At 71.2% G+C, this 21269-nt stretch carries 24 protein-coding genes and 2 tRNA genes; 17 read left to right on the top strand and 9 right to left on the bottom strand.

What is annotated here, in order from left to right:
- The first annotated feature begins 64 nt into the window (after nt 1-64).
- Complete coding sequence (locus tag IEZ10_RS16825; protein WP_229811346.1) at nt 65-1018, top strand: LacI family DNA-binding transcriptional regulator; 954 nt, start codon at nt 65-67, stop codon at nt 1016-1018.
- Nucleotides 1019-1042: 24 nt separating this feature from the next.
- Here the strand turns inward: IEZ10_RS16825 and IEZ10_RS16820 are convergent, their stop codons facing one another.
- Nucleotides 1043-1411: a phage holin family protein gene (locus IEZ10_RS16820; protein ID WP_179824705.1), complete on the bottom strand. Its 369-nt coding sequence runs from the start codon at nt 1409-1411 to the stop codon at nt 1043-1045.
- A gap of 363 nt (nt 1412-1774) precedes the next feature.
- On the opposite strand from IEZ10_RS16820, the gene IEZ10_RS16815 reads away from it, so the two are divergent.
- The 4 genes from IEZ10_RS16815 to IEZ10_RS16800 all read left to right on the top strand — a co-directional run bounded on the left by IEZ10_RS16815 (nt 1775) and on the right by IEZ10_RS16800 (nt 4400).
- On the top strand, nt 1775-2833 hold the full coding sequence (locus tag IEZ10_RS16815) for an NADP-dependent oxidoreductase (protein WP_189247426.1): 1059 nt from the start codon (nt 1775-1777) through the stop codon (nt 2831-2833).
- Nucleotides 2834-2878: 45 nt separating this feature from the next.
- On the top strand, nt 2879-3154 hold the full coding sequence (locus tag IEZ10_RS16810; protein ID WP_179824700.1) for a hypothetical protein: 276 nt from the start codon (nt 2879-2881) through the stop codon (nt 3152-3154).
- A gap of 143 nt (nt 3155-3297) precedes the next feature.
- Nucleotides 3298-3696 (top strand): OsmC family protein, encoded by a 399-nt coding sequence (locus IEZ10_RS16805; protein WP_179824698.1) that lies wholly within the window; start codon nt 3298-3300, stop codon nt 3694-3696.
- Nucleotides 3697-4326: 630 nt separating this feature from the next.
- Nucleotides 4327-4400: transfer RNA gene (locus IEZ10_RS16800), tRNA-Lys, on the top strand.
- Nucleotides 4401-4603: 203 nt separating this feature from the next.
- On the opposite strand, the gene IEZ10_RS16795 is transcribed toward IEZ10_RS16800, so the two are convergent.
- Complete coding sequence (locus IEZ10_RS16795) at nt 4604-6025, bottom strand: AAA family ATPase (protein WP_189247425.1); 1422 nt, start codon at nt 6023-6025, stop codon at nt 4604-4606.
- Between the two features lie 256 nt (nt 6026-6281).
- Between IEZ10_RS16795 and IEZ10_RS16790 the strand changes: the two genes are divergently transcribed.
- Both IEZ10_RS16790 and IEZ10_RS16785 read left to right on the top strand, forming a co-directional pair.
- Nucleotides 6282-7169, top strand: coding sequence for a lytic polysaccharide monooxygenase (locus IEZ10_RS16790; RefSeq protein WP_229811345.1), 888 nt, complete (start codon nt 6282-6284; stop codon nt 7167-7169).
- 65 nt (nt 7170-7234) lie between these two features.
- Nucleotides 7235-7867 (top strand): DUF305 domain-containing protein, encoded by a 633-nt coding sequence (locus IEZ10_RS16785; protein WP_229811344.1) that lies wholly within the window; start codon nt 7235-7237, stop codon nt 7865-7867.
- A gap of 53 nt (nt 7868-7920) precedes the next feature.
- Here IEZ10_RS16785 and IEZ10_RS16780 read toward each other — a convergent pair whose 3' ends face one another.
- The gene (locus IEZ10_RS16780) at nt 7921-8439 is read right to left on the bottom strand and encodes a shikimate kinase (protein WP_229811343.1); all 519 of its coding nucleotides are present in this window, start codon (nt 8437-8439) and stop codon (nt 7921-7923) included.
- 76 nt (nt 8440-8515) lie between these two features.
- Between IEZ10_RS16780 and IEZ10_RS16775 the strand changes: the two genes are divergently transcribed.
- Together IEZ10_RS16775 and IEZ10_RS16770 are read left to right on the top strand one after the other, a co-directional pair.
- A complete protein-coding gene (locus IEZ10_RS16775) occupies nt 8516-8779 on the top strand; it encodes a DUF6458 family protein (RefSeq protein ID WP_189247424.1) in 264 nt (87 codons plus the stop codon).
- Between the two features lie 125 nt (nt 8780-8904).
- Entirely contained in the window at nt 8905-9156 is a 252-nt protein-coding gene (locus IEZ10_RS16770; protein WP_179824692.1) for a DUF4235 domain-containing protein, read from the top strand.
- 157 nt (nt 9157-9313) lie between these two features.
- On the opposite strand, the gene IEZ10_RS16765 is transcribed toward IEZ10_RS16770, so the two are convergent.
- Nucleotides 9314-10540: a glycosyltransferase gene (locus IEZ10_RS16765; RefSeq protein WP_189247423.1), complete on the bottom strand. Its 1227-nt coding sequence runs from the start codon at nt 10538-10540 to the stop codon at nt 9314-9316.
- A gap of 151 nt (nt 10541-10691) precedes the next feature.
- On the opposite strand from IEZ10_RS16765, the gene IEZ10_RS16760 reads away from it, so the two are divergent.
- Together IEZ10_RS16760 and IEZ10_RS16755 are read left to right on the top strand one after the other, a co-directional pair.
- Nucleotides 10692-10937: a BON domain-containing protein gene (locus tag IEZ10_RS16760; protein ID WP_189247422.1), complete on the top strand. Its 246-nt coding sequence runs from the start codon at nt 10692-10694 to the stop codon at nt 10935-10937.
- Nucleotides 10934-11647 carry a metallophosphoesterase family protein gene (locus IEZ10_RS16755; RefSeq protein WP_229811342.1) on the top strand — a complete coding sequence of 238 codons (714 nt, stop codon included), beginning with the start codon at nt 10934-10936 and terminating at the stop codon, nt 11645-11647. The genes IEZ10_RS16760 and IEZ10_RS16755 overlap by 4 nt, the downstream gene beginning before the upstream one ends.
- 217 nt (nt 11648-11864) lie before the next feature.
- On the opposite strand, the gene IEZ10_RS16750 is transcribed toward IEZ10_RS16755, so the two are convergent.
- Together IEZ10_RS16750 and IEZ10_RS16745 are read right to left on the bottom strand one after the other, a co-directional pair.
- On the bottom strand, nt 11865-12014 hold the full coding sequence (locus tag IEZ10_RS16750; RefSeq protein WP_175593845.1) for a GPGG-motif small membrane protein: 150 nt from the start codon (nt 12012-12014) through the stop codon (nt 11865-11867).
- 22 nt (nt 12015-12036) lie between these two features.
- Nucleotides 12037-12552, bottom strand: coding sequence for a DUF6328 family protein (locus tag IEZ10_RS16745; protein WP_189247421.1), 516 nt, complete (start codon nt 12550-12552; stop codon nt 12037-12039).
- A gap of 66 nt (nt 12553-12618) precedes the next feature.
- On the opposite strand from IEZ10_RS16745, the gene IEZ10_RS16740 reads away from it, so the two are divergent.
- On the top strand, nt 12619-13215 hold the full coding sequence (locus IEZ10_RS16740) for a nucleotidyltransferase (protein ID WP_189247420.1): 597 nt from the start codon (nt 12619-12621) through the stop codon (nt 13213-13215).
- Nucleotides 13216-13302: 87 nt separating this feature from the next.
- Here the strand turns inward: IEZ10_RS16740 and IEZ10_RS16735 are convergent, their stop codons facing one another.
- Nucleotides 13303-13671 carry a PRC-barrel domain containing protein gene (locus IEZ10_RS16735; RefSeq protein ID WP_189247419.1) on the bottom strand — a complete coding sequence of 123 codons (369 nt, stop codon included), beginning with the start codon at nt 13669-13671 and terminating at the stop codon, nt 13303-13305.
- 326 nt (nt 13672-13997) lie between these two features.
- Here IEZ10_RS16735 and IEZ10_RS16730 point away from each other — a divergent pair.
- Nucleotides 13998-14071 (top strand) — tRNA-Lys (locus IEZ10_RS16730).
- A gap of 69 nt (nt 14072-14140) precedes the next feature.
- Here the strand turns inward: IEZ10_RS16730 and IEZ10_RS16725 are convergent.
- Both IEZ10_RS16725 and IEZ10_RS16720 read right to left on the bottom strand, forming a co-directional pair.
- Nucleotides 14141-14989, bottom strand: coding sequence for an NAD(P)H-binding protein (locus tag IEZ10_RS16725; RefSeq protein ID WP_189247418.1), 849 nt, complete (start codon nt 14987-14989; stop codon nt 14141-14143).
- A gap of 172 nt (nt 14990-15161) precedes the next feature.
- A complete protein-coding gene (locus IEZ10_RS16720; protein ID WP_189247417.1) occupies nt 15162-16337 on the bottom strand; it encodes an ROK family transcriptional regulator in 1176 nt (391 codons plus the stop codon).
- 171 nt (nt 16338-16508) lie between these two features.
- On the opposite strand from IEZ10_RS16720, the gene IEZ10_RS16715 reads away from it, so the two are divergent.
- From IEZ10_RS16715 to IEZ10_RS16700, 4 genes are read left to right on the top strand one after another with little or no spacing between them, the layout of a single operon-like run.
- On the top strand, nt 16509-17843 hold the full coding sequence (locus IEZ10_RS16715; RefSeq protein WP_189247416.1) for a glycoside hydrolase family 36 protein: 1335 nt from the start codon (nt 16509-16511) through the stop codon (nt 17841-17843).
- Nucleotides 17840-18853, top strand: coding sequence for a carbohydrate ABC transporter permease (locus IEZ10_RS16710; RefSeq protein ID WP_229811340.1), 1014 nt, complete (start codon nt 17840-17842; stop codon nt 18851-18853). Before IEZ10_RS16715 ends, IEZ10_RS16710 begins: the two co-directional genes overlap by 4 nt.
- Nucleotides 18854-18862: 9 nt before the next feature.
- Nucleotides 18863-19744, top strand: a complete 882-nt coding sequence (locus IEZ10_RS16705; protein WP_229811339.1) for a carbohydrate ABC transporter permease — start codon at nt 18863-18865, stop codon at nt 19742-19744.
- A gap of 18 nt (nt 19745-19762) precedes the next feature.
- A complete protein-coding gene (locus tag IEZ10_RS16700; RefSeq protein ID WP_189247415.1) occupies nt 19763-21097 on the top strand; it encodes an ABC transporter substrate-binding protein in 1335 nt (444 codons plus the stop codon).
- Nucleotides 21098-21269 lie beyond the last annotated feature (172 nt).

The following is a 21269-nucleotide window of genomic DNA, read 5'->3' as shown; positions in this document are numbered from 1 at the left end:
GCGGCGGACCGCGACATACCCTGGGCTGGTGCCCCAGCCACGGAAACGAGCGACGATACGTGAGGTGGCGAAGGCCACCGGACTGTCCCCGGCCTCGGTCTCGTACGCGCTGCGCGGGATGCAGGTGTCCGGAGAGACCATCGAGCGGGTACGGCGGGCCGCCGCCGAGCTCGGCTACGAGGCCGATCCCATCGCCCGCGCCCTGGCCAGCGGCCGGACCGGGATGATCGGCCTGCTCTGCGGATCCCTGGAGGACCTCTGGCAGCAGGCCCTGGCCGTCGGCATCGGCCGGGCACTGAAGGACAACGACCGCTACGCGCTGATCCTCGACGCCGTGGGAGACCCGGCGCGGGAGCGCACGCTGGCCCGGCAGCTCCGGGACCAGCGGGTGGACGCCCTGATCGTGCAGCCGGTCGACCCGGCCGCGCCGTTCTGGTCCGAGCTGTGCGAGAGCCTGCCGGTGGTGTCGATCGGCGACGCGCTGGCCGGAGCCCGTACGGCGGGGGAGGTCGTCTTCGACAACCGCGCGGGGGTCACCCTGGCGCTGGAGCACCTGCGCGACCGGGGACACCGGCGGCTGGCGGTCCTCACCCCCACCCGGGCCAGCACCCCCGACCGCCCCGCCGACGTGCACGTCCTGGCCGAGGCCGAACGGCTGGCGCTGGACATCGAGGTGATCACCGCGCCCCAGTCGCCGGCCGCCGCCACCGGCGTCGCCCGGGGCGCGCTCGCCGCCGGGCACCGGGCGTTCTTCTGCTTCTCCGACTCGATCGCCTACGGCGTCTACGCCGCCTCCGCCGCGGGCGGCCTGCGCATCCCGCTCGACGTCTCGGTGATGGGCTACGACGACCACCCGATGTCCGGGCTGCTCACCCCGCCGCTGACCACCGTCGACTGGGACATCGACCGCATCGTCCGGGCGGCCGTCGGCACGGTCGTGGACGCGGCGGACGGCGAGACCCGCCACCGGCGCATCGTCCAGTCCCCGCAGCTCCGCGAGCGGGGCTCGGTAGGCTGAGCCCCGCCCGGCGGCGCGGGTCGTTCAGTCGCCGAACACCAGGTCCAGCAGCCAGCTCACCAGGCCGATGATGATCGCGCCCCAGAACGCCGCCCAGAACCCGCTCACGTGGAAGGCCAGGTGGAACTGCTTGGCGATCCAGCTCGTGAGCAGCAGCAGACCGGCGTTCACCACCAGGGCGAACAGCCCGAGCGTGAGCACATAGAAGGCGCAGCCGACGGTCTTGATGATCGGCTTGAGGACCGTGTTGATGACGCCGAAGACCAGGGCGACCGCGAGCAGCGTGCCGACCTCCCCGGCGGTGGTGGACGCGGACACCGTGATGCCGTGCACAAGCTGGGTGGCCACCCACAGGGCGGCCGCCACGGCCACGATCTTGATGATGATTCTCACGCCTGGGCATCCTCGCAGGAAAGTCGGACGGACGGTAGGCCCGCCGCGCGGGCCTACCCGGACCCTAGCCACTCCGTGCCCGCGACGGCGGTCACGACCTCGTCACCACGACGAGGTCCCCCGCGGGGCCCCGGCGGCGCCCGGCCGCGACGGCGGTGCCGTACGGAGGCCGCGGCCTCCCGGGCGGAGCGTCCCCCGGAGGGGGCGGCGCCCCGCGGGCCGCGCCGTACGGGCGTCGCCGCAGGCCGGGGGCGGTGCGTTCGGTCACAGGGATGGGAGATCCGCCCGGATGTGGGGATGGTCCCGTGCACCGGACGCAGAACGCCTCCGGCGAAGGAGCACGAAGGCCGAGGGGGCTTCACCATGGCAGACCAGACGTCCGACGGCCCGCGGTTCGCGGGCGGCACGATGTTCCGTGAGATCCGGCTCGCCTCGCGGCCCTCGGGGTGGCCGACCGAGGACGACTTCGAGATGGCCGACGCCGGGCCGCCCGACGTCCGCGACGGCCAGATCCTCGTCCGCAACCTCTTCATGAGCGTCGACCCTTACATGCGGGGCCGGATGAACGAGGGCGAGTCCTACGTCCCGCCGTTCGAGCTCGGCAAGGCCCTGGAGGGCGGCGCGGTCGGCGAGGTCGTGGACTCACGGGCCACCGCCCTGGCGCCCGGCGACCTCGTCCTGCACGGGTACGGCTGGCGCGAGCACGCCGTCCTCGACGCCGGGCAGGGCCGCCGGATCGACCGGCTGCGGGGGATACCGCTGTCGGCCTACCTCGGCGTGCTCGGCATGCCGGGCCTCACCGCCTACGTCGGCCTCCTCGACGTCGCCTCCTTCAAGGAGGGCGACGCGGTGTTCGTCTCCGGCGCGGCGGGGGCCGTGGGCAGCCTGGTCGGGCAGATCGCCCGTCTCAAGGGCGCCTCCCGGGTGGTGGGCAGCGCGGGCTCGGACGAGAAGGTCGCCTACCTGATCGAGGAGCTCGGGTTCGACGACGCCTTCAACTACAAGAAGGGCCGGGTCCACGACCTGCTGGCGCGGGCGGCCCCCGACGGCATCGACGTCTACTTCGACAACGTCGGCGGCGACCACCTGGAGGCCGCCATCGGCGCGCTCCGGACGTACGGCAGGGTCGCGATGTGCGGGGCGATCTCCGCCTACAACGCCCCCGAGCCGCCGCCGGGACCGCGCAACCTCTTCCTCGCCGTGGGCAGGCGGCTCACCCTGCGCGGGTTCATCGTCGGCGACCACGCCGGCCGCATGGGCGACATGCTCGCCGAGATGGGGCCGTGGCTCGCCGAGGGCCGGATCACCTTCCAGGAGACGGTCGTCGACGGCCTGGAGAACGCGCCCCGCGCCTTCATCGACATGCTGGGCGGCGCCAACGTCGGCAAGATGATCGTCCGGTTGGCGGCCGACCACGCATGATCAGCGTGATCGGGGGGCAGAAGGCGCGGTGAGGAGGTGGGACGGTTGGAAACGGACGAGTTGGAGGCGCTGCCGGCCCAGGAACTGCACGACCGCGCAGTCCGCTACGCGGTTCACCACGGGGACCTCGCGTTCCTGTGGGAGCTGCTCAAGATGATCCCCGCGGCGGAGGCGTCCACGGGCAACGAGGAGGAGACGGCCAACGAGCTCAGCCGGGTCTCGGCCCTGCTCAGCGACGCGGTGGCCGCCGGCGAGGGCGAGCTGGGGGAGGCGCTGCGCCCGTTCTACATCGAGTACCTGGCCAGGCACCCTGAGGCATAGGTTCCGTTCTGCGGGTCCCCGCGGCAGGCGGGACGGTCCGCGGAACAGGGTCCGGGCCCGGAGTTCGGGCCCCGGGTCCCGGTCCGGGGCCCGGGGCCCGGCCCGGTTCGATAGGGTGAGCGGCGTAGCCGGGGAGGTGCGCCATGGCGCAGGTGAGGGTGGAGCGGACCGACGACGGGTTCGTGGCCCGCAACGATCGCGGGGCGGAGGTCGCCATGGGCGGCGCCGACGAGCAGGGGGTCTTCACCCCGGTCGAGCTGCTGCTCGCGGCCCTCGGCGGCTGCAACATCGTCACCGTGGAGCCGCTCACCGCCCAGCGTGGACACCGCCTGGTCCGGCTGGCCATGACCGTCCAGGCGGAGAAGGTCGAGCCGACGCTGCTCGGACCGATCACCATCACCTACGACGTGGAGCTGCCCGAGGGCGACGAGAAGGCCGACGAGGTCTTCCGCGCGGTGGCCCGGCGCGTCGAGGACAAATACTGCACGGTGAGCCGGGCACTGCGGGAGAAGAGCGAGGTCGTCCTCGAACTGCCCGCCTGACGGGCGCTCCTCGCGCCGTCTCCGCACCCGGGATCCCCGGGTCCGCGGGGGCTTTCCGGCGGGTGACCGGGTCCTCCGCGGGGGGTGGGCGGACCCGTTCGGCTATACCGGGTCAAGTGTGGATGTAGGTCCAAAAACAACTCGCGTATGACGTGCTTCTTACGTTCGGTTCTGTACTGTTGTAGCAGGTCAAGGGGTTCTGCGAAGCCCGGGGGGAGCGTTGCAGAGACTTTTCACCGGATAAGGACGCGAGGGGGATCGCGTCCCCGAGCGGAGCCGCCCGAGTCTTGGGGGAGACGAAGGAAGGGCCCGCGAGGAGGCTGGGTTCGGGTAGTTGGGGGACTGCCCGCCCGGCCGACAGGAGGCCGGACGGTTGGGGGGCTGTCCGGCCTCCGCCCTGCCGGGGCCCGACGGTCGGACGACCGCCGGGCCCCGGCTTCTTCACGAGACCGTTCGTCAGGGGCCGGGCGGCCGGGGAGCCGTCCGGCCTCGTCCATCGAAGGCCCGGCTCCGTGCGACGAGTCCCGGCTTCTTTCGCGGGGTAATCCGTACGGCGGGCCGTACCGCCCGCCCCTGCCCGGTTGATGTGCGTTGGCCCCGTGGCTGCTGCTACAGTTACGTCCGTCGCAAGCGCCGCTAGCTCAGTTGGTTAGAGCAGCTGACTCTTAATCAGCGGGTCCGGGGTTCGAGTCCCTGGCGGCGCACCGACGAGAAAGCCCAGGCCGGATCACCCGGCCTGGGCTTTCGTCATGACGGGCGCCCCGGCGGCCTGCGTGCCGGCCACGGCCGCCGCCTGTCCTCGTCGCCGCCCCGTCGCCGCGGTGAAGGCATTCGGCTGACTCCCCATGAGTTCGGTGTCGGCTCCTGGAGATCCCGGCCCGTGTGCCCGGCCCGTGTGGAGAAGCGATCACGCGTAGAGGTCGTCGATGGTCACCAGGCGGACGTCACTCGCAGCTTCGGTGCTGAACCCCGCCCCGGAGTAGCACGTCAGAACGGTGTCCCGGGTGTCGAACCCTTTGGCGGTGAGCAGGTCGCGCGCGCGCCGGAGCCGTGCCACGTGCTCGGTCCCCATGACCCGGTCCCACTTGACCTCGCCCAGGGAGAGGATCCGGCGCGGACGTCCGTGATCGGCGCGCGCCAGCACGGCGACGTCGATCTGGATCTGCGTGCGGTTGGCCGGATCGGGGACCACGCCGCTTCCCACCTCACCGGCCTCGGCGTCGTCGCCCAGGGCGTACTCCCGGCAGAGTACCTCGATGTGGGGTCCGACCACCTGTGACAGGAAACGTGCCCGGCTGCCCCGCCAGACCGTCGCCGCGTCCCCGCGTTCCAGACGTGTCCATTCCCTGGCCATGATCGCCTGATAGAAGGTGACGAGCGGCTCGGCCACCCGGTAGTAGCTGCGGTTCGGCCTGAAGAGGTCGCGCTCCTTGACCAGGAGATGGCTGTCTTCCAGCACGCGGAGAGGATGGGCGATCTCATTGGACTTGCGGCCTACGTAGCCGGCGATCCCTCCCGACGTCGTGTTCCCGTCGGCGACGGCGGCCAGGACGGAGTGGTAGAGCGATGGGTCGCGGATCTCCGTCTCTTCCGCCAGCAGGTAGCGGGCCTCCCTGAACAGCGACCCTTCAGCGTTCAGAACGGTCCTGATCACCCAGTCGTCAAAGTCGTCGAGATCGGATGGGACGTCGCCGCGGACGAACTCCCGCCGGTAGGCCGGGGTTCCGCCGACCACCGCGTGGACCAGCACCGCCAGCCGGGCATCGCCGATTCCCCAGAACGCGGCGGCCTGGCGATAGTCGAAGGGCCTGACGACCATCTCCAGCCCCGCGCGTCCGCGGAGCGGAGCCGTACCCGACAACAACCCGCCCATCACCGACATGGCCGAGCCGCAGAGCAGCACTCGGGCGCTGCTGGAAGCCCCGGAACCACCGGGGCCCAGTTCCCGCTGGATGATCGAGGGCAACTCGGGAGACGCCTTGATCAGGTAAGGGAATTCGTCGAACACAACAGGAATCGCCCGATCGCGGACGGCGCCGAAGAGGTAGGGGACGGCGTCGATCCAGTCGCGGAAGGCCGGGACCGGCGCACCGGTGAACCTGATCAGCTCATCCGCGAACAGACGGAGGGCCACCGCCTCGGTCACTTCCAACGCGGGGAAGTAGATGCCGCCCATGCCGGCGGCCAGAGCCTGCAGAAGGTAACTCTTCCCTTGTCGGCGGCGGCCGCTCACCACGCCGAGTCGAGCTCCCGCACCCTCTTCAGCGGCGAACGAGACAAGGCTCGCCCACTCCCGCTCGCGGTTGAAGACGTGCTCGGGTTTACGCATAGTCCGAAGTATAGTTGACCGAATCGTAGTTGACTCAACTGTAGTTTACTAATATTGACCATCGCCTGTCCGCCCATACGAGCGGGGTGGCGTCGCGGCGGACGTCCGCCGGGCGGGAGCAGCGGGGAATGTGTGGGGAGGTGGTGGGAACGTCTGGCGCGGCGATGGTAATTGTTAGTAAGGTTTACTTTTAATAACGTGCTATCCGTCGGCCGTTGGACATGTCCGCCTCCATTCCCCCGAAGGAGGAGTCCACGTGCTCCTGCGACACAAGGCGGCCGCCGGCGCCGCCGCGCTCACCGTCACGTCCCTGGTCGTCCTGCTGCCCTCCACCCCGGCGGCCGCCCACGGCTCCATGTCGAACCCGCCCAGCCGCGCCTACGTCTGCCACCTGGAGGGCCCGGAGACGCCGAAGTCGGACGCCTGCAAGGCTGCCATCGCCGCCGGCGGCACCCAGGCGTTCTACGACTGGCACGAGGTCTCGCGGCTGGAGGCCGGGGGCAACCACCGCGCGATCATCCCGGACGGCAAGCTGTGCAGCGCCGGACGCGACAAGTACCGGGGCCTGGACCTGACCCGGGCCGACTGGCCCGCCACTCGCGTCTCCCCGGGCCCGCTGACGATCACCTACCACGCGACCGCGCCGCACTCGAACAGCAACTTCGAGTTCTACATCACCAAGCAGAGCTGGAACCCGACGCAGCCGCTGCGCTGGTCGGACCTGGAGCCCATCAAGACCTTCACCAACCAGAACCCGACCACGTTCACCAACTGGACCATCAACCTCCCGCAGCGGACCGGCCGCCAGCTCATCTACTCGATCTGGCAGCGGGTGGTCGGCAGCACCGAGGCGTTCTACACCTGCTCCGACGTGGACTTCGGCGGGGGGACCACGCCCACCCCGACGCCCACGCCGACCGTGACCCCCACCGTGATCCCCACGACGACTCCCACGGCGACGCCCACCGCCACCCCGACGGCGACCACCACGCCGCAGCCCGGTGACGCGTGGAAGGCGAACACCGCCTACGCGGTGGGCGCGCGCGTCACCTACGACGGTCTGGCCTACCGGTGCCTGCAGGCGCACACCTCCCTGCCGGGCTGGGAGCCGCCGAACGCCTCCTCGCTCTGGACCCGCGCCTGATCCGCCGACGGGCCGGGACGCCACGCCGTCCCGGCCCGCCGCGGCGTTCGCCGAGGAGGTCTTCCGTGAAGCGCATCGCCTGGGCCGTGCCGGGCCTCGTCCTGTGCGCCGCCCTGGTCACCGGGTGCGGCACCGACGCCCACGAGTTCTACGGCGCCGGCCCGGGGCACGGGGCGCACGGCGGGGGGAGCGCCGCCGCGTCCGCTCCGGCGGCCATCCCGGCGACCACCCCGCCCGGGGACGTCAACGCCGTCGACGTGATGTTCCTGCAGATGATGGGCCCGCACAACGGCCAGGGCGTACGGCTGGCACGGCTCGCCCGCGACCGGCCGGCCCGCCCGGAGGTCAGGACCCTGGCGGCGGCCATCGCCACCACCCAGGAGGCGGAGACCGCGACGATGGCCGGGTGGCTGAGGGCATGGGGGCGGCCCCTGACCGCTGACCCCGGCGAGCACGCCGCCCACGGCGGCATGCCGGGCCTGACCGAGGCGGAGATCGGCTCCGTCGCGGACGCGCCGCCCGCCGAGTTCGAGCGCAGGTTCCTCAACATGGTGATCGCCCAGCAGGACGACGCGATCCAGTTGGCCAGGCTGGAGGCGATGAACGGGGTGAACCCCGAGGTACGGGCGCTGGCGGGGCGGATCGAGGCGTCCCGTACGGCGCAGATCCAGCGGATGCTGGCCCTGCTCGGCCGGTGACCGCCCGGCGGCGCGTCCGAGGGTGCGCCCGGCGGCCGGTCCGGCCCGGCGGGTCAGCGGCCTTCGAGCGAGGCGAGCACCCGGGCGGCGACCTCGTCGGCGGTCAGCGCCGAGACGTCGAACGTCAGGTCCGCGACCTCGGCGAACAACGGCCCCCGTACCGCGCGCTGTTCGGTGAGCATGGCCGCGAGGTCCGGCTCGAAGTGCGGGCGGTGCCCGCTCGACAGCATCCGTACGGCGAGCACGGCGGGCGGGGCGTCCAGCCAGACCACCAGCGCCGAGGACAGCGCCCGGCGGCAGGCGGGGTTCTCCACCACGCTGGCGGCGGCGGCCGTCACCGCCGGGGGCCGCTCGGCGAGGGCCTCGCGCAGGTGCCGGGCCTCCCGTTCGTGGAGCACATCCGCGCCCTCCCGGGCGGCGGTCTCGGCCGCCGTCGCGCCGCCGTACCGGGCGGCCAGGTCGGGATCGCTGTCCCGCAGCGGCCGGCCGAGCTCGCGGGCCAGGATCCGGGCGACGGACGACTTGCCCGCGCCCATCAGGCCCGTGACGACGATCGGGGGGTCATATTTCACGTGTCCTCCCGCGGGGGACGTTTGAGATCCGTGGGTGGGATAGGGGATGGGGCGTTGGCTCGAAGGAGGTAATCCCATGACCATCGCAGGCGGCATCATCCTCATAATGCTCGGTGCGATTCTCACCTGGGCGGTCGAGTTCGACATCGCCGGGTTCGACATCAACGTCGTCGGTGTGATCCTGATGCTCGGCGGCCTCGTGTGGCTGCTGTTCGCGCTCTACCGGCTCCGCGTCGCACGCCGGGTCGTGCAGCCTCCCACCACCACGGTGATCGAGGACCCGGTGACCCAGCGTCGCGTCTACGAGGAGCGCCACTACGACGACCCGCCGGTGGTGTGATCCGAGGCGGTTCCCGGGCGCGGACGTCGCCCCTCCCTGCCGTCCGTTCTTCTGGTATGCACCGTTAACGGCGGTTTGTACCGGGTAGGCGCGGCCCCCACCGAACGCGAACGGAGGACGCGAAGTTGAGCAAGATCGTATCCAAGGGTACCGGCGCCGTGACCGGCCTCGTCGGCGGCGCCGTCGCCGGAGCCATCTTCAAGCAGGTCTGGAAACTCGCCTCGGGCAAGGACGAGACCCCGGACCCGACCTCCGACCAGTACGGCTGGAAGGAGATCCTGGTCGCGGCGGCCATCCAGGGTGCGATCTTCGGAGTGGTCAAGGCCGTGATCGACCGGACCGCCACGGGGAAGATCCATCGAGCCACCGGCCGCTGACCCTCGCGGAGCGCCCCGGCCGCACCGGACCACCGGTGCGGCCGGGGCGCCTCCACGTTTCCGCGGTCGTCGGGAGGCCCCCGTTCTCCGCGGTCCTCAACGGGAGGCCCCCGTTTTCCATGGTCCTCAACGGGGGCCTCCCGCATTCCCGCCGCCGTCAGGCGGCTCCCGTGCCCCGGAAGGCGCCCGCCGCCGTCCGGGGCCCCTGTGAGGCGAGCACTTCGGCGTAGACCGCGGCGGTACGGTCCGCCACCTCGTCCCAGCCGTAGCCGGACCTCGCCCGCGCGGCCGCGGCGGCGCCGTACGCGCGGAGCCGGGCCGGGTCGGCGAGCAGCTCGCGCAGGGCCTGGCCGAGCGCGGCCGAATCACGCGGCGGGACCAGCAGGCCGGTGACGCCGGGGACGACCGTGTCGAGATGCCCGCCCACCGCCGAGGCGACCACCGGAGTCCCGCAGGCCATGGCCTCCAGCGGCACGATCCCGAAGGGCTCGTACCAGGGGACGCTGACCACCGCGTCCGCCGCGCGCATCAGCGCGGGGACGTCCTCGCGGGCCACCCGGCCGATGAACCGGACGCGGTCCGCCACGCCGTACATGCGGGCGATCCGCACCAGGCGGGCCGGCTCCGGTTCGCCGGGGGAGCCGCCCGCGACGACGAGGGTGGCGTCCGGGACATGACGCAGCGCCCGGATCGTGGTCTCCACCCCCTTGCGCGGCACTGCCCGGCCGATGGCCAGCAGGACCGGCCCGGAGTCCCGGGGGCCGAGGTCCGCCGCGGGGCCGTCCGGGGTGAACGCCGCCAGGTCCACGCCGCAGGGGATCACCCGTACCGCCCGCTCGGGCGTCCGCATCCGGACCAGCTCGGCGACCTCGTCGGCGCAGGTGGCGATCACCGCGTCCGCCTGCCGGGCGACGAGCGCCTCGGCGCCCACCCGTTCGCGCGGGCTGGTGTCGGCCCTCCCCTGGTGGCGCCGCTTGACCGCGCCGAGGGCGTGGAAGGTGTGCACGATCGGCACCGCGGTGTCCCGGGCGGCGGCCAGCGAGGCCAGCCCGCTCATCCAGAAGTGACTGTGCGCGACGTCCGGAGGAGCCGCGTCCCAGCGCCGGGCCAGCCACCGGCCGAAGTCGGGCATCCAGGCCAGCAGGTCGTCCTTGGGCAGGGTCACGGCCGGGCCGGCCGGCACGTGGACCACGGTGACGCCGGGGGCGAAGGCCACCTCGGCGGACTGAAAGGGACATTCCCGGCGGGTGTAGACGGTGACGTCGTGCCCCCGCTCGGCGAGTGCCCGGGAGAGGGCGGCGACGTGGACGTTCTGACCTCCGGCGTCGGCGCCGCCGACGGTCGCCAGAGGACTGGCGTGTTCGGACACCATTGCGATCTTCATGGGCACGGCTCCGTGGCGGAAAATGCGACAGGAACGTGCCTGCGTCCTAGGCATCCAATCGGAGGTAATTCCCCGGCCATGGGCTCTTTAAACGCGTTTGACCTCGGCTTTCTCGGGAAAGCGAGCGTTTTGGACGAAAGGAGTTCAGGCGATGGAGGCTCCGCAGTACGTCGCCGCGCGCGTGCAGAGCGCGCTGGCGGAGGACGAGAGGACCAACGAACTGGGCATCCGCGTGGCCGTCCGGGGTGACCAGCTCTTCCTGCACGGTCAGGTCTCCTGTGACGAGCGACGCGCGCTGATCGCCGACGTGGCCGGCGAGGCGGCTCCCGGGCTGACGGTTCGCAACGAGATCGCCGTCATGGACGTCAGGGAACCCGGGGAGAGGGAGAAACTGTGAGAGAGCTGCGGATTGCGGCTGTCGGGGACGTGCACCTGGACGAGAGCATGCGGGGCCGTTACCGCGAGCGGTTGGAGGACCTCTCCGACCACGCCGACGTGCTGCTCCTGGCCGGTGACCTCACCCGGCACGGCACGATCGAGGAGGCGCGGGTGGTGGCCGACGAGTTCCGCGACCTGCCGGTCCCGGTGATCGCCGTGCTCGGCAACCACGACTACCACTCCGACGTTCCCGGGGAGATCGCGGCCCTGCTGAAGAGCGTCGGGATCGCCGTGCTGCACGACGACTCGACCGTGCTCGACATCGACGGGGTACGGCTCGGTGTAGTCGGCGGCAAGGGGTTCGGCGGGGGGTACGCGGGCAAGTGCGCCAGCGACTTCGGCGAGCCCGAGATCAAGGCGTTCGTCGGGCACACCAAGCGGATCGCGGAGCGCTGGCGGGTGGCGCTGAAGGAGCTCCAGGCCGACCGCAAGGTGGTGCTGTCGCACTACTCCCCGGTCAAGGACACCCTTGAGGGCGAGCCCCTGGAGATCTACCCCTTCCTCGGCAGCTACCTGCTGGCCGAGGCGGTGGACGGCGAGGGCGCCGACCTGATCATCCACGGGCACGCGCACGCGGGCACGGAGAAGGGGGAGACGCCCGGCGGCGTCCGGGTGCGCAACGTGGCGCTGCCGGTGCTGAAACGCGCCTACGGGCTGTACTGCCTCTGAGGCCGTGGGCTGCCCGGCCGCCCCCAGGCCGTGGGCCGCCCCGCCTCCGGGGGGAGAACCGCCGGGAGAGAAACCGGGAAGAAGTCGTCGGGGAGAGAAGAAACCGCCGGGGAAAGAAGAGGCGGGCCGGGTATGGACCCGGCCCGCCGATGCTTTTGTTTGGAATTCGGGGCGACTTCGTGTTCGGTTGTCCAGTGCGCGGGCTCATGCGCCCGCGTCAGACATTGAAGATGCTCACGCCTCCGGGGCCGACCAGGAAACCGAGGACGATGAGGACGATCCCCCAGAGGAGATCGCGGCGGGCCAGGATGACGTAGATCCCGGCGATGACGAGAACGACTGCGATGATCCAGAGCAAGGTAGCCATGACAATGCACTGCCCTCACGTTTCACTGCTTAACATCCTTGCTCCGGTAGAGATCGACGATGGGCTGGAGGATCCACAGCCAGACGCTGGACAGGGCGATCACGCCGCCGAACAGCGCGGCCGGCCAGGCGTTGATGACGGTCTCCGCGACCAGCGCCACCGAGGTGGTCATCGCGATCGCGAGCCCGATGGCCCCGGCGATGCCAAGTTCGTTGGCCCGGTGCAGCATCCTCTCCTTCAGTCCGCTCCGGAACAGCAGGCGGTGCTGGGCTGCGGGGGTGATGAAGCAGACGGAGGCGAGGGCGGCGCTCAGCAACGCGATGAAGAACAGCCAGCGGCCCAATGCGTCAACCTTATGAAAACCGCTGGCGAACGGCAGGGTCAGCAGAAACGCGAACAGAACCTGGACGCCCGTGACGGCGACCCGCAGCCCCTGCAGCAGTTCCCCGAGTTCCCGGTCCACCCGTTCCTTGTGGCTCTCGTTCGGCTGGGGATCCTCCGCGATCGGCTCTTGTTGGGCAAATTCTGGCTGAATCATGCCATTCCAATGCCCTGGTAAAAGATTGCCATGCCTACCTGCGGAGACACGGGGTAAGCGAGTCCCATGGGAAGTCACAGCCATGAGGTAACGGATTCGATCCTGGAGACATTGAAGCGGGCGAGCACGGCGCTGAAGGACGCGAAGGTGAGATTCGCGCTCGCCGGAGGGTGCGCCGCCTACGCCCGCGGGGCCGCGCCCTCACTGCACGACGTTGACTTCGTCCTGCCCCAGGAGGACGTGCCGACGGCCCTGGAAGCGCTGCGCGAGCTGGGCTTCGAGACGGCCAAGCCCCCGGAGGACTGGCTGGTCAAGGCCTACGACGAGGGCAGACTGGTAGATCTGATCTTCAACATCTGCGGTAACCCGGTCACCCCGGAGCTGCTTGAGCGGTCCGAGCAGATGAAGGCCTCGGCCGTCATCGTGCCGGTCCTGGAGGCGACCGACCTGGTGATCTCCTGGCTCCTGCCGCTGTCGGAGCACAGTTGCGACTACGGCTCGCTCCTGCCGCAGGTCAGGGCTTTGCGTGAGCAGGTCGACTGGAACCGGGTGGCGTCGGTCGCCCAGGCCTCGCCGTACGCCTCCACCTTCCTGACCCTGCTGGAGCGGCTGGAGGTGGTCCCCGGCCCCGTCGACGCCACGGGTGACTCCTCGTGGCCCTGAACTCCCCGTGGCGGGCCGGCCGGTCCGCCACGCGAAGGGGCCCCGCCATCGGGCGGGGCCCCTTTCGGTTGTTTCGCCGCGGCCGGGTCAGAAGGTGCCGGGCCCGTCGTAGGGGAAGCGGCCGTAGTAGTCGCCCACCGTCTGGCGGTAGGCCGGCTCCTTGAAGGCCGCCTCGTCGAACTCCGGAGCGTTCTTGATCTCTTCCTTGGTACGGGCCAGATGGACCCTGCGCTCCTGCGGGTCGATCCGGGTCACCGTGCTGGCCGGCAGCATGACCTTCTTGCCGAAGATCCACGGGCCGGTGTCGACGACGATGTAGCTCTCGCCGACGTCGTAGGTCGCCTCGTCCACGGAGCCGATCTTCCCGTCGGTCGCCTCGACGTGGTAGCCCGCGAGATCCAGGGACTTGTCGTCACCGTAGACGTCGGATCGGTAGTTCCAGAGATCAGGCTGCATGATGTCTGTCTCCCTTGGTCGGTTCTCCGGACTCCACCCTGCTACCCGGGGAATGAGACCTAAACGAGACCTGACGGCGCCTGGGAGAACCGGGGGGACGGCTTGCCTCACCCGAGAGAAAAGATCATCGGCCTCGACCAGGGGATGGGCGTACGGCGGTGCGGGCCTGCCGATCGGCGCCCGGCGGCGAAATGTCACCTGGGAGTGAGGCGAAGCTTACCGGCAGGGCCGGACCGCGCGGCGATCCCGAACCGGTGGTGGCGGACGGGGCGGGTCATTTCGGGTACGGACCACTGTCGCGAGTCCGGTAGTCTTGTCGAAGTCGGGCGCCGCTAGCTCAGTTGGTTAGAGCAGCTGACTCTTAATCAGCGGGTCCGGGGTTCGAGTCCCTGGCGGCGCACGGAAAGAAGGCCCGGGTCGGCGATGCCGACCCGGGCCTTCTTCGTTCCCGGCCGCCGGAGGCGGAAAATCAGCGGAAGTCGCCGGCGTGGTCGACCGCCCACTGCCGGAACGGCGTCGCCGGAACCCCGGTGACCTTCTCGAACGTGGCGGTGGTCGTCTCCGGCGACGTCACCATCGCGCCGTGGGCGGCGACGATGCCCTCGGCCATGGCGGCCGACATGCCGCCCGCGACGAGCTCCCTGAGCGTGTTCTCCGGGGAGACCTCCTCCCAGCGCACCGGGCGGCCGATCGCCTCGCCGATGGCGGCCACCTGCTCGGCCTGGGTCAGGGTCTCCGGCCCGGTCAGCTCGTAGACCGCCCCGGCGTGGCCGTCCTCGGTCAGCGCGAGCACCCCGACGGTCGCGATGTCCTGTTCGTGGATCAGCGCCCGGCCCGCCGCCCCGTGGGACCTGCGGACCACGCCCGTGGCGCGGATCTCCGGCGCCCACAGCAGGGTGTTCACCGCGAACCCGCCGGGACGCAGGAACGTCCACTCCACGCCGGTCCCCCTGATCAGGCGCTCCAGGTAGGCGTGGGAGCCCAGGATCGAGCCCGGCGCCCGCTCCAGGTCGTCGGACACGCCGCGCGCGGAGACGTAGACCACGCGGCGCGCCCGCCCGGCGATCCTCTCGACGGCCGCCGCGGCGGCGTGGTCGGCCACCAGCGTGGGCCAGAGCAGGAACACCGCTTCCACCCCGTCCAGTGCGGCGTCCAGGGAGGCGGGGTCGGCCAGGTCGCCCCGCACCGCCTCGACGCCGTCCGGCAGGGCCGCCGCGGCGGGGTCGCGGGTCAGCGCGCGCACGGCGACGCCCCTGTCCAGCAGCTGGGAGACGACGTGCCCGCCGACGTTGCCGGTCGCCCCGGTGACCAGAATCATGAGAGTGATCTCTTTCCTCGGTGGAAGTGCTGAGATCAGCCTGCAACCTCAACCAAAGTCGAGGTCAAATCGGTCGAGGCCGGGGCCGGGGGGGGCGGGGGCCGGGGCGGAGATCAGGGTGCGGCCGGGCGGTGGTCCGTACGGCCGGCCGCGCGGGCCGGTGGCCGTACGGTCAGCGGGTGGCGGACAGCGGGAGCGGCAGGGCGGGTCCCGTGTCGGCGGCGAAGAGCTGCCGGTCGAGGTGGTCGGCGGCGTAGTCGATCGCGCCGAGGACGACGCACTCGTCGCCCAGCGTGGAGGCCCGCAGCTCCGGCATGTGCAGGCAGACCGCCTCCAGCCTGCTGCGCAGCGGGGGCAGCAGAACGTCGGCGGAGCGGGAGAAACCGCCGCCCAGCACCACGAGCTCCGGGTCGAGGGTGAGCACGGTCGCGGCGGCGCCGACGGCCAGCTCGTCGACGTAGCGCTCGACGGCCGCCACGGCGGCCGGGTCGCCGGTGCGCGCCGCCGCCAGGACGTAGCCCGCGGCGTCCTCCGGCGGCGTGCCCTCCGGCACGATCGCGCAGTCGTGCAGGTGCGTTATCGCGCTCTTCCAGCGGGTCTCCGGCAGCATGCCGATCTCGCCCGCCGCGGCCCCGAACCCGCGGTGCAGCCTGCCGTCGATGATCAGACCGGTGCCCATCCTGCGCCCGATGTGCAGGAACACGACCTCCCGGGAGCCGCGGGCCACCCCGCGGCGGGTCTCCGCCAGCGCGGCGAGCCGGCTGTCGTTCTCGACCAGCACGTCGCAGGGGAACTCCCCGCCCAGCAGGCCGGCCAGGTCGAGGCCGCTCCAGTTGGGGATCGCCGCGGAGAAGATGACCCGGCCGTCGCGGTCGACGAGTCCGGTGGTGCCGATCACGACCGTCCACAGGTTCCCCGTGGTCAGTCCGCTCATGGCCAGACAGCCCGCGACCGCCCGTTCCACCGCGGCCAGGCGGTCGGCGACGGGGGTGTCGGGCCGGACCGCCTGCCGGGTCTCGGCCACGATGTTGCCGTCGAGGTCGGCGACCGCGGCGCGCACGTTGTGCGCCCCGATGTCGACCCCGGCCAGGTGACCGCTGCCGGAACGGAACCGGTAGCGACGGGCGGGCCTGCCCACCGACCCCGGCGCCGGGGGGACCTCCTCGACCCAGCCCAGGCCCATCAGCTCGTCCACGACCTCCTTGGTGGACGGCCTCGACAGGCCGGTGCGGGAGGCGATGGCCGACAGGGGGAGCGGCTCGGCCCCGCGCAGCGCCCTGATCGCCGACAGCGCGTTGAGCTGCCGGAGCCGGGAGAGGTCTCCGCCGCTCGGCGGGGGATTCGACATCGCCATCCCTAATGTAGGTCTCCTGTTTAACGCCAAAGTATGCCAGCGATCCCCGCCCTGGACGGTGGGAACCGGTCCGGACTTTTCCTGGAAAACGGCCATTGCCCGCTGATGGCCGCGGTGCTAATAATGATGGACTCCTTCGTAACTGAGCGAGAGCGAGGAAGCTCGATGCCGCGTACCGGCTTCACAGACGTGGGCGAGACCACGTGCGACCCCCGGCGGGCACGGGTCTTCGAACACGGCTGGCAATCCTGGAGCCCCACCGGCGCCTACCCCCTCGACGGCACGCCTCCCCGGCCGGCCGGCGACAACATCCACCTCATCTGCTACCGCCCGGAGACCCCCGTCCCGGCCGGGACGTTCCAGGGCGAGGGACTGCTCGCCGTCGATCCCGGAGACGGCGGCCCGGTCGCCGTCTGGTCGGCTCCGGACCCGCTGACCGTCCCCTCCATCCGGGCCCGCGCCGAGGGCGGACGGCTGGTGGTCTCCGCGGACGGCCCGGTACGGCACTGGCTGGCCGAGGGTGGCCTGGACGCCGCGCTGCGCGGCTGGGCCGACACCATGGCCGAGGGGCACGCGCCCGCCGCCTTCCCGGCGGTGCCGCCGATGTGGTGCAGCTGGTACGGCTACTTCGACCGGGTCACCGAGAAGGACATCGTCGACAACCTCGACCTGGCCACCCGGCACGGCATCGACGCCGACATGTTCCTCATCGACGACGGCTACGAGGCGGGCATCGGCGACTGGCTGGAGATCCGGCCGGGGTTCGGCTCGCTGGAACGGGCGGTGGACGCCGTCGTCGGGACGGGCCGCCGGGCCGGCATCTGGGTCGCGCCGTACCTCGTGGGCCACGGCAGCCGCCTCTTCCGGGAGCACCCCGACTGGCTGGTCGGCGGCCAGGACGGGCCGGTGAGCGCCGGGCGCATGTGGGACCAGGAACTGGCCGTGCTGGACGTCACCCACCCCGACGCCGCCGCCCACCTGGTCGGCGTCTTCGAGGGCCTGGCCCGCCTGGGCGTGACCCACTTCAAGCTCGACTACTGCTACGCCGGGGCGCTGGCCGGCGCGCGGCACGAGGACGTGGACCCGATCACCGCCTACCGGCGCGGCCTGGAGCTGGTCCGCGCCGGAGCCGGCCCGGACGCCACGCTGCACGGCTGCGGCGCCCCGTTGCTGCCCAGCATCGGCCTGGTGGACATCATGCGGGTCAGCCCCGACATGGCGCCCAACCTGATGCCCCGCTCGGGCGACATCAGCCAGCCGTCCCAGCTCGGCGCCCGGCTCACCGGCGCGGCCCGCGAGTTCCTGCACGCCCGCTGGTGGGTCAACGACCCCGACTGCGTCATCCTGCGGCCGGAGGTGGAGGCGCGCGAGGAGTGGGCCGCCCACATCGCCGCGACCGGGGGCCTGCGCGGGTCGAGCGACCCCATCGCCGCGCTGGACGAGTGGGGGCTGCGGACCACCAGGGAGCTGATGGTCCCCACCGCGACGGAGCCGTCGTGACCGCCCCCCGTTCCGGCTCCGGCCTCGGCGCGCCCCCCGGTTCCGGGACCGCCCCGGACGCCGAGGAGCCCGCCGCCCCCGCCGGACCGGTGGGCACGGCGGTCTCCCGCCCCGCGCGGCGGCCCCGGCGCGGGCTCCGCGGGCTCGGCGACCTGCACGCCTATCTCTTCATCGCGCCGAGCCTGTTCGGCGTGCTGGCCTTCCTGCTGCTGCCGGTCCTGATCGTCCTGGTCCTGAGCTTCTTCGACTGGGAGCTGCTGTCCGATCCCACGTTCGTCGGCCTGGACAACTACCGGCGGATGGCCGGGGACGGCGGCGTGTGGCGCTCGATGCTGGTGACCGTGGGCTACGTGCTGCTGTGCATCCCGCTGCAGACCGTGCTCGCCATGGTCCTCGCCCTGCTGCTGAACCGGCGCCTGGCGGGCGTGCGGTTCTACCGCGCGCTGTACGTGGTGCCGTGGATGGCCACCCCGATCGTGCTGGGCCTGACCTGGAAGTGGATCTTCGACCCGCGCGACGGCGTGGTCAACAACATCCTCGACCTGTTCGGCGTCACCGGGCCCGCCTGGCTGTCGGACCCCACCTGGGCGCTGCCCGCGATCGCCCTGGTCAACATCTGGCAGTACGCCGGCTACAACATGCTGTTCTTCCTCGCCGGCCTGCAGGGCATCCCGCGCGAGCTCTACGACGCCGCCGCCGTGGACGGCGCCGCGCCCGTCCAGCGGTTCTTCCGGGTCACCCTGCCGCTGCTGAACCCCACGATGTTCTTCGTCCTGGTGACGAACCTGATCGGTGCCTTCCAGATCTTCGACACCGTCTTCGTGATGACCGACGGCGGGCCGAGCCACCGGACCGAGGTGATCAACTTCAAGATCTACGGCACCGCGTTCCGCGAGTTCGACTTCGGGTACGCCTCGGCGCTGTCGATGCTGCTCTTCGTGGTCATCCTCACCGTGACGCTGGTCCAGGTCCGGTTCTTCGCCAAGCGCACCACCTACGACCTGAGCTGAGGGACGACGATGACGATGACGGAGACCAAGACGGCGACCGGCCCGCTGCCCGGACCGCCGGCCGGGAAGGCGCCCCGTGGGAGGGCCCGGCGGATCCTGCTGCACGCGGTGCTCGCCGCCGGAGCCTTCGTCACGGTCTTCCCCTACCTGCTGGTCGTGCTGACCGCGTTCAAGAGCAGGGGCCAGCTCAACTCCACCGAGCCGTGGCTGCCGGGCCTCCCACCGACCACCGCCAACCTGACCACGCTGCTCGCGTCGGACTTCCCCCGCTATCTCGGCAACACGCTGCTGATGACCGTCGCGCTCACCGTGGGTCAGCTCGTCTTCACCACCTTCGCCGCCTACGCCTTCGCGCGGCTGCGCTTCCGCGGCCGGGACGCGATGTTCGGGCTGTACCTGGCGACGCTCATGGTGCCGAGCGCCGTCACGGTGATCCCGCTGTTCCTCATCATGCGCGAGCTGGAGCTGATCAACACCTGGTGGGGCCTGCTCCTCCCGCATCTGCTGGGCACGCCGTACGGGATCTTCCTGATGCGGCAGTTCTTCCGCGGCCTGCCCGCCGGGATCGAGGAGGCCGCGCGGATCGACGGCGCCGGGCCCCTGACGGTGCTGGTGCGCATCCTGCTGCCGCTGTGCCGGCCCGCCCTGGGCACGCTGGCGATCATCACGGTGATCTCCTCGTGGAACTCCTTCCTGTGGCCGCTGATCATCACCAGCGGTGACGACACCAAGGTCATCACGGTCGCGCTGGCCGGCCTGAAGAACGGCATCGGCGTCGACCAGAACCTGATCATGGCGGGCGGCCTGATCGCGCTGCTGCCCATGCTCCTGATCTTCATCTTCTTCCAGCGGTACATCGTCCGGTCGGTGGTCCTGACCGGCCTGAAATGAACAGTGAGAGGCCAGAACATGCACACCCCCCGCATCCGCTGGGCCGCGGCGCTCGCCGGCGCCGCGCTCCTCACCGCGGTCTCCGCCTGCGGCTCCTCCGACTCCTCCGACTCCTCCTCCGGGGGGTCGGGCGAGAAGGTCACGCTCACCTACCGGCTCTGGGACGAGCAGCAGAAGGTCGGCTACGAGAAGGTGATGGCCGCCTTCGAGAAGGCCAACCCGAACATCGACGTCACCGTCGAGATGCTGCCCTGGGACCAGTACTGGACCAAGATCACCGCCGACGCGGTGGCGGGCACCGCGCCCGACGTCTTCTGGATGCAGACCTCCTACTTCCCAGAGTTCGTCACCAAGGGCGTACTGGCCGACCTCAGCCCGCTGAAGCTGGACACGGGCAAGTACCACAAGACCGTCGTGGACGCCTACACCTACCAGGGCAAGCTGTACGGCGTGCCCAAGGACTGGGGCATCGTCGGCCTGCTGTACAACAAGGACGCCTTCAAGAAGGCGGGCGTCGAGATGCCGGAGAAGCTCACCTGGGCGCCCGACGGCTCCGGCACGCTCCTGGAGACGGCCCGCAAGCTCACCGTCGACGAGGCCGGCAAGCACCCCGACGAGCCCGGCTTCGACGCCGGCAAGGTCAAGCAGTACGGCTTCGGCTCCTGGAACCACTACCAGACGCAGTGGATGAACTGGGTGGAGTCCAACGGCGGCAAGCTCGTGGACAAGAACTTCGGCCGCTACACCTTCAACGACGACGCCTCCGTCCAGGCCCTGCAGTTCGGCGTCGACCTGGTGAACAAGTACCACGTCGCGCCGCCGGCCTCCCAGACCAACCTGCCGACCGGCAAGATGACCGAGATGTTCGAGCGGGGCGAGGTCGCCATGTTCCCGGCGAACAACGCCCTCCTGCCGTTCATCGCCCCGGAGATCAACTTCGAGATCGGCATCGCGATGATGCCCGAGGGCCCCAAGGGACGCTCGGTGAACCTCAACGGCCTGTCCGAGGCGGTCTACGCCAAGACCAAGCACCCGGCCGAGGCGAACAAGCTGGCCGCCTTCCTCGGCTCGCCCGAGGCGCAGAAGATCATGGCCGACGGCGGCTACGTCTTCCCGGCCCTGGTGGAGTTCGGCCAGAACTACGTCGACTACTGGAAGAACAGCAAGAAGCTCGACGTCTCGCCCTTCCTTGAGGAGTCCAAGGGCACCACGTACGGCATGCCGGTCGTCACCGGCTTCCCCGGCTACGAGCCGAAGCTGGTGCAGATCTTCAACGAGATGTACCTCGGCCGGATCACCCCCAAGCAGGCCGCCGACCAGGCGGTCCAGGAGGGCAACGCGAGCATCGGCTGACCCGCCCGGCACCGTCCGCCCCGACCCCCGGGCGGCGCCGCCCTCCTCCGCCCGCCCCCGGCCCCGGCCCCGAAACCCTCCCTCCGCCTTCGCCCCTCCGATCCCCGGCCGCCGGCTCCCCGGTGGCCCCATCCCCCTTCCCCGCAGGCACCCCCCTTGAGGAGCGGTTCCC

Origin of the sequence: Streptosporangium pseudovulgare, assembly GCF_014648055.1 — a bacterium.
GTDB classification, from domain to species: Bacteria; Actinomycetota; Actinomycetes; order Streptosporangiales; family Streptosporangiaceae; genus Streptosporangium; species Streptosporangium pseudovulgare.
This window is presented reverse-complemented; position numbering and strand designations above follow the sequence as displayed.

Coding starts and splice junctions, on each gene's coding strand:
- IEZ10_RS16745 (WP_189247421.1), bottom strand. CDS start 12,552: ATGATTCAGCCAGAATTTGCCCAACAAGAGCCGATCGCGGAGGATCCC.
- IEZ10_RS16750 (WP_175593845.1), bottom strand. CDS start 12,014: ATGGCTACCTTGCTCTGGATCATCGCAGTCGTTCTCGTCATCGCCGGG.
- IEZ10_RS16700 (WP_189247415.1), top strand. CDS start 19,763: ATGCACACCCCCCGCATCCGCTGGGCCGCGGCGCTCGCCGGCGCCGCG.
- IEZ10_RS16805 (WP_179824698.1), top strand. CDS start 3,298: ATGGCGCAGGTGAGGGTGGAGCGGACCGACGACGGGTTCGTGGCCCGC.
- IEZ10_RS16720 (WP_189247417.1), bottom strand. CDS start 16,337: ATGTCGAATCCCCCGCCGAGCGGCGGAGACCTCTCCCGGCTCCGGCAG.
- IEZ10_RS16740 (WP_189247420.1), top strand. CDS start 12,619: ATGGGAAGTCACAGCCATGAGGTAACGGATTCGATCCTGGAGACATTG.
- IEZ10_RS16775 (WP_189247424.1), top strand. CDS start 8,516: ATGACCATCGCAGGCGGCATCATCCTCATAATGCTCGGTGCGATTCTC.
- IEZ10_RS16735 (WP_189247419.1), bottom strand. CDS start 13,671: ATGCAGCCTGATCTCTGGAACTACCGATCCGACGTCTACGGTGACGAC.
- IEZ10_RS16725 (WP_189247418.1), bottom strand. CDS start 14,989: ATGATTCTGGTCACCGGGGCGACCGGCAACGTCGGCGGGCACGTCGTC.
- IEZ10_RS16760 (WP_189247422.1), top strand. CDS start 10,692: ATGGAGGCTCCGCAGTACGTCGCCGCGCGCGTGCAGAGCGCGCTGGCG.
- IEZ10_RS16765 (WP_189247423.1), bottom strand. CDS start 10,540: ATGAAGATCGCAATGGTGTCCGAACACGCCAGTCCTCTGGCGACCGTC.
- IEZ10_RS16705 (WP_229811339.1), top strand. CDS start 18,863: ATGACGATGACGGAGACCAAGACGGCGACCGGCCCGCTGCCCGGACCG.
- IEZ10_RS16715 (WP_189247416.1), top strand. CDS start 16,509: ATGCCGCGTACCGGCTTCACAGACGTGGGCGAGACCACGTGCGACCCC.
- IEZ10_RS16815 (WP_189247426.1), top strand. CDS start 1,775: ATGGCAGACCAGACGTCCGACGGCCCGCGGTTCGCGGGCGGCACGATG.
- IEZ10_RS16795 (WP_189247425.1), bottom strand. CDS start 6,025: ATGCGTAAACCCGAGCACGTCTTCAACCGCGAGCGGGAGTGGGCGAGC.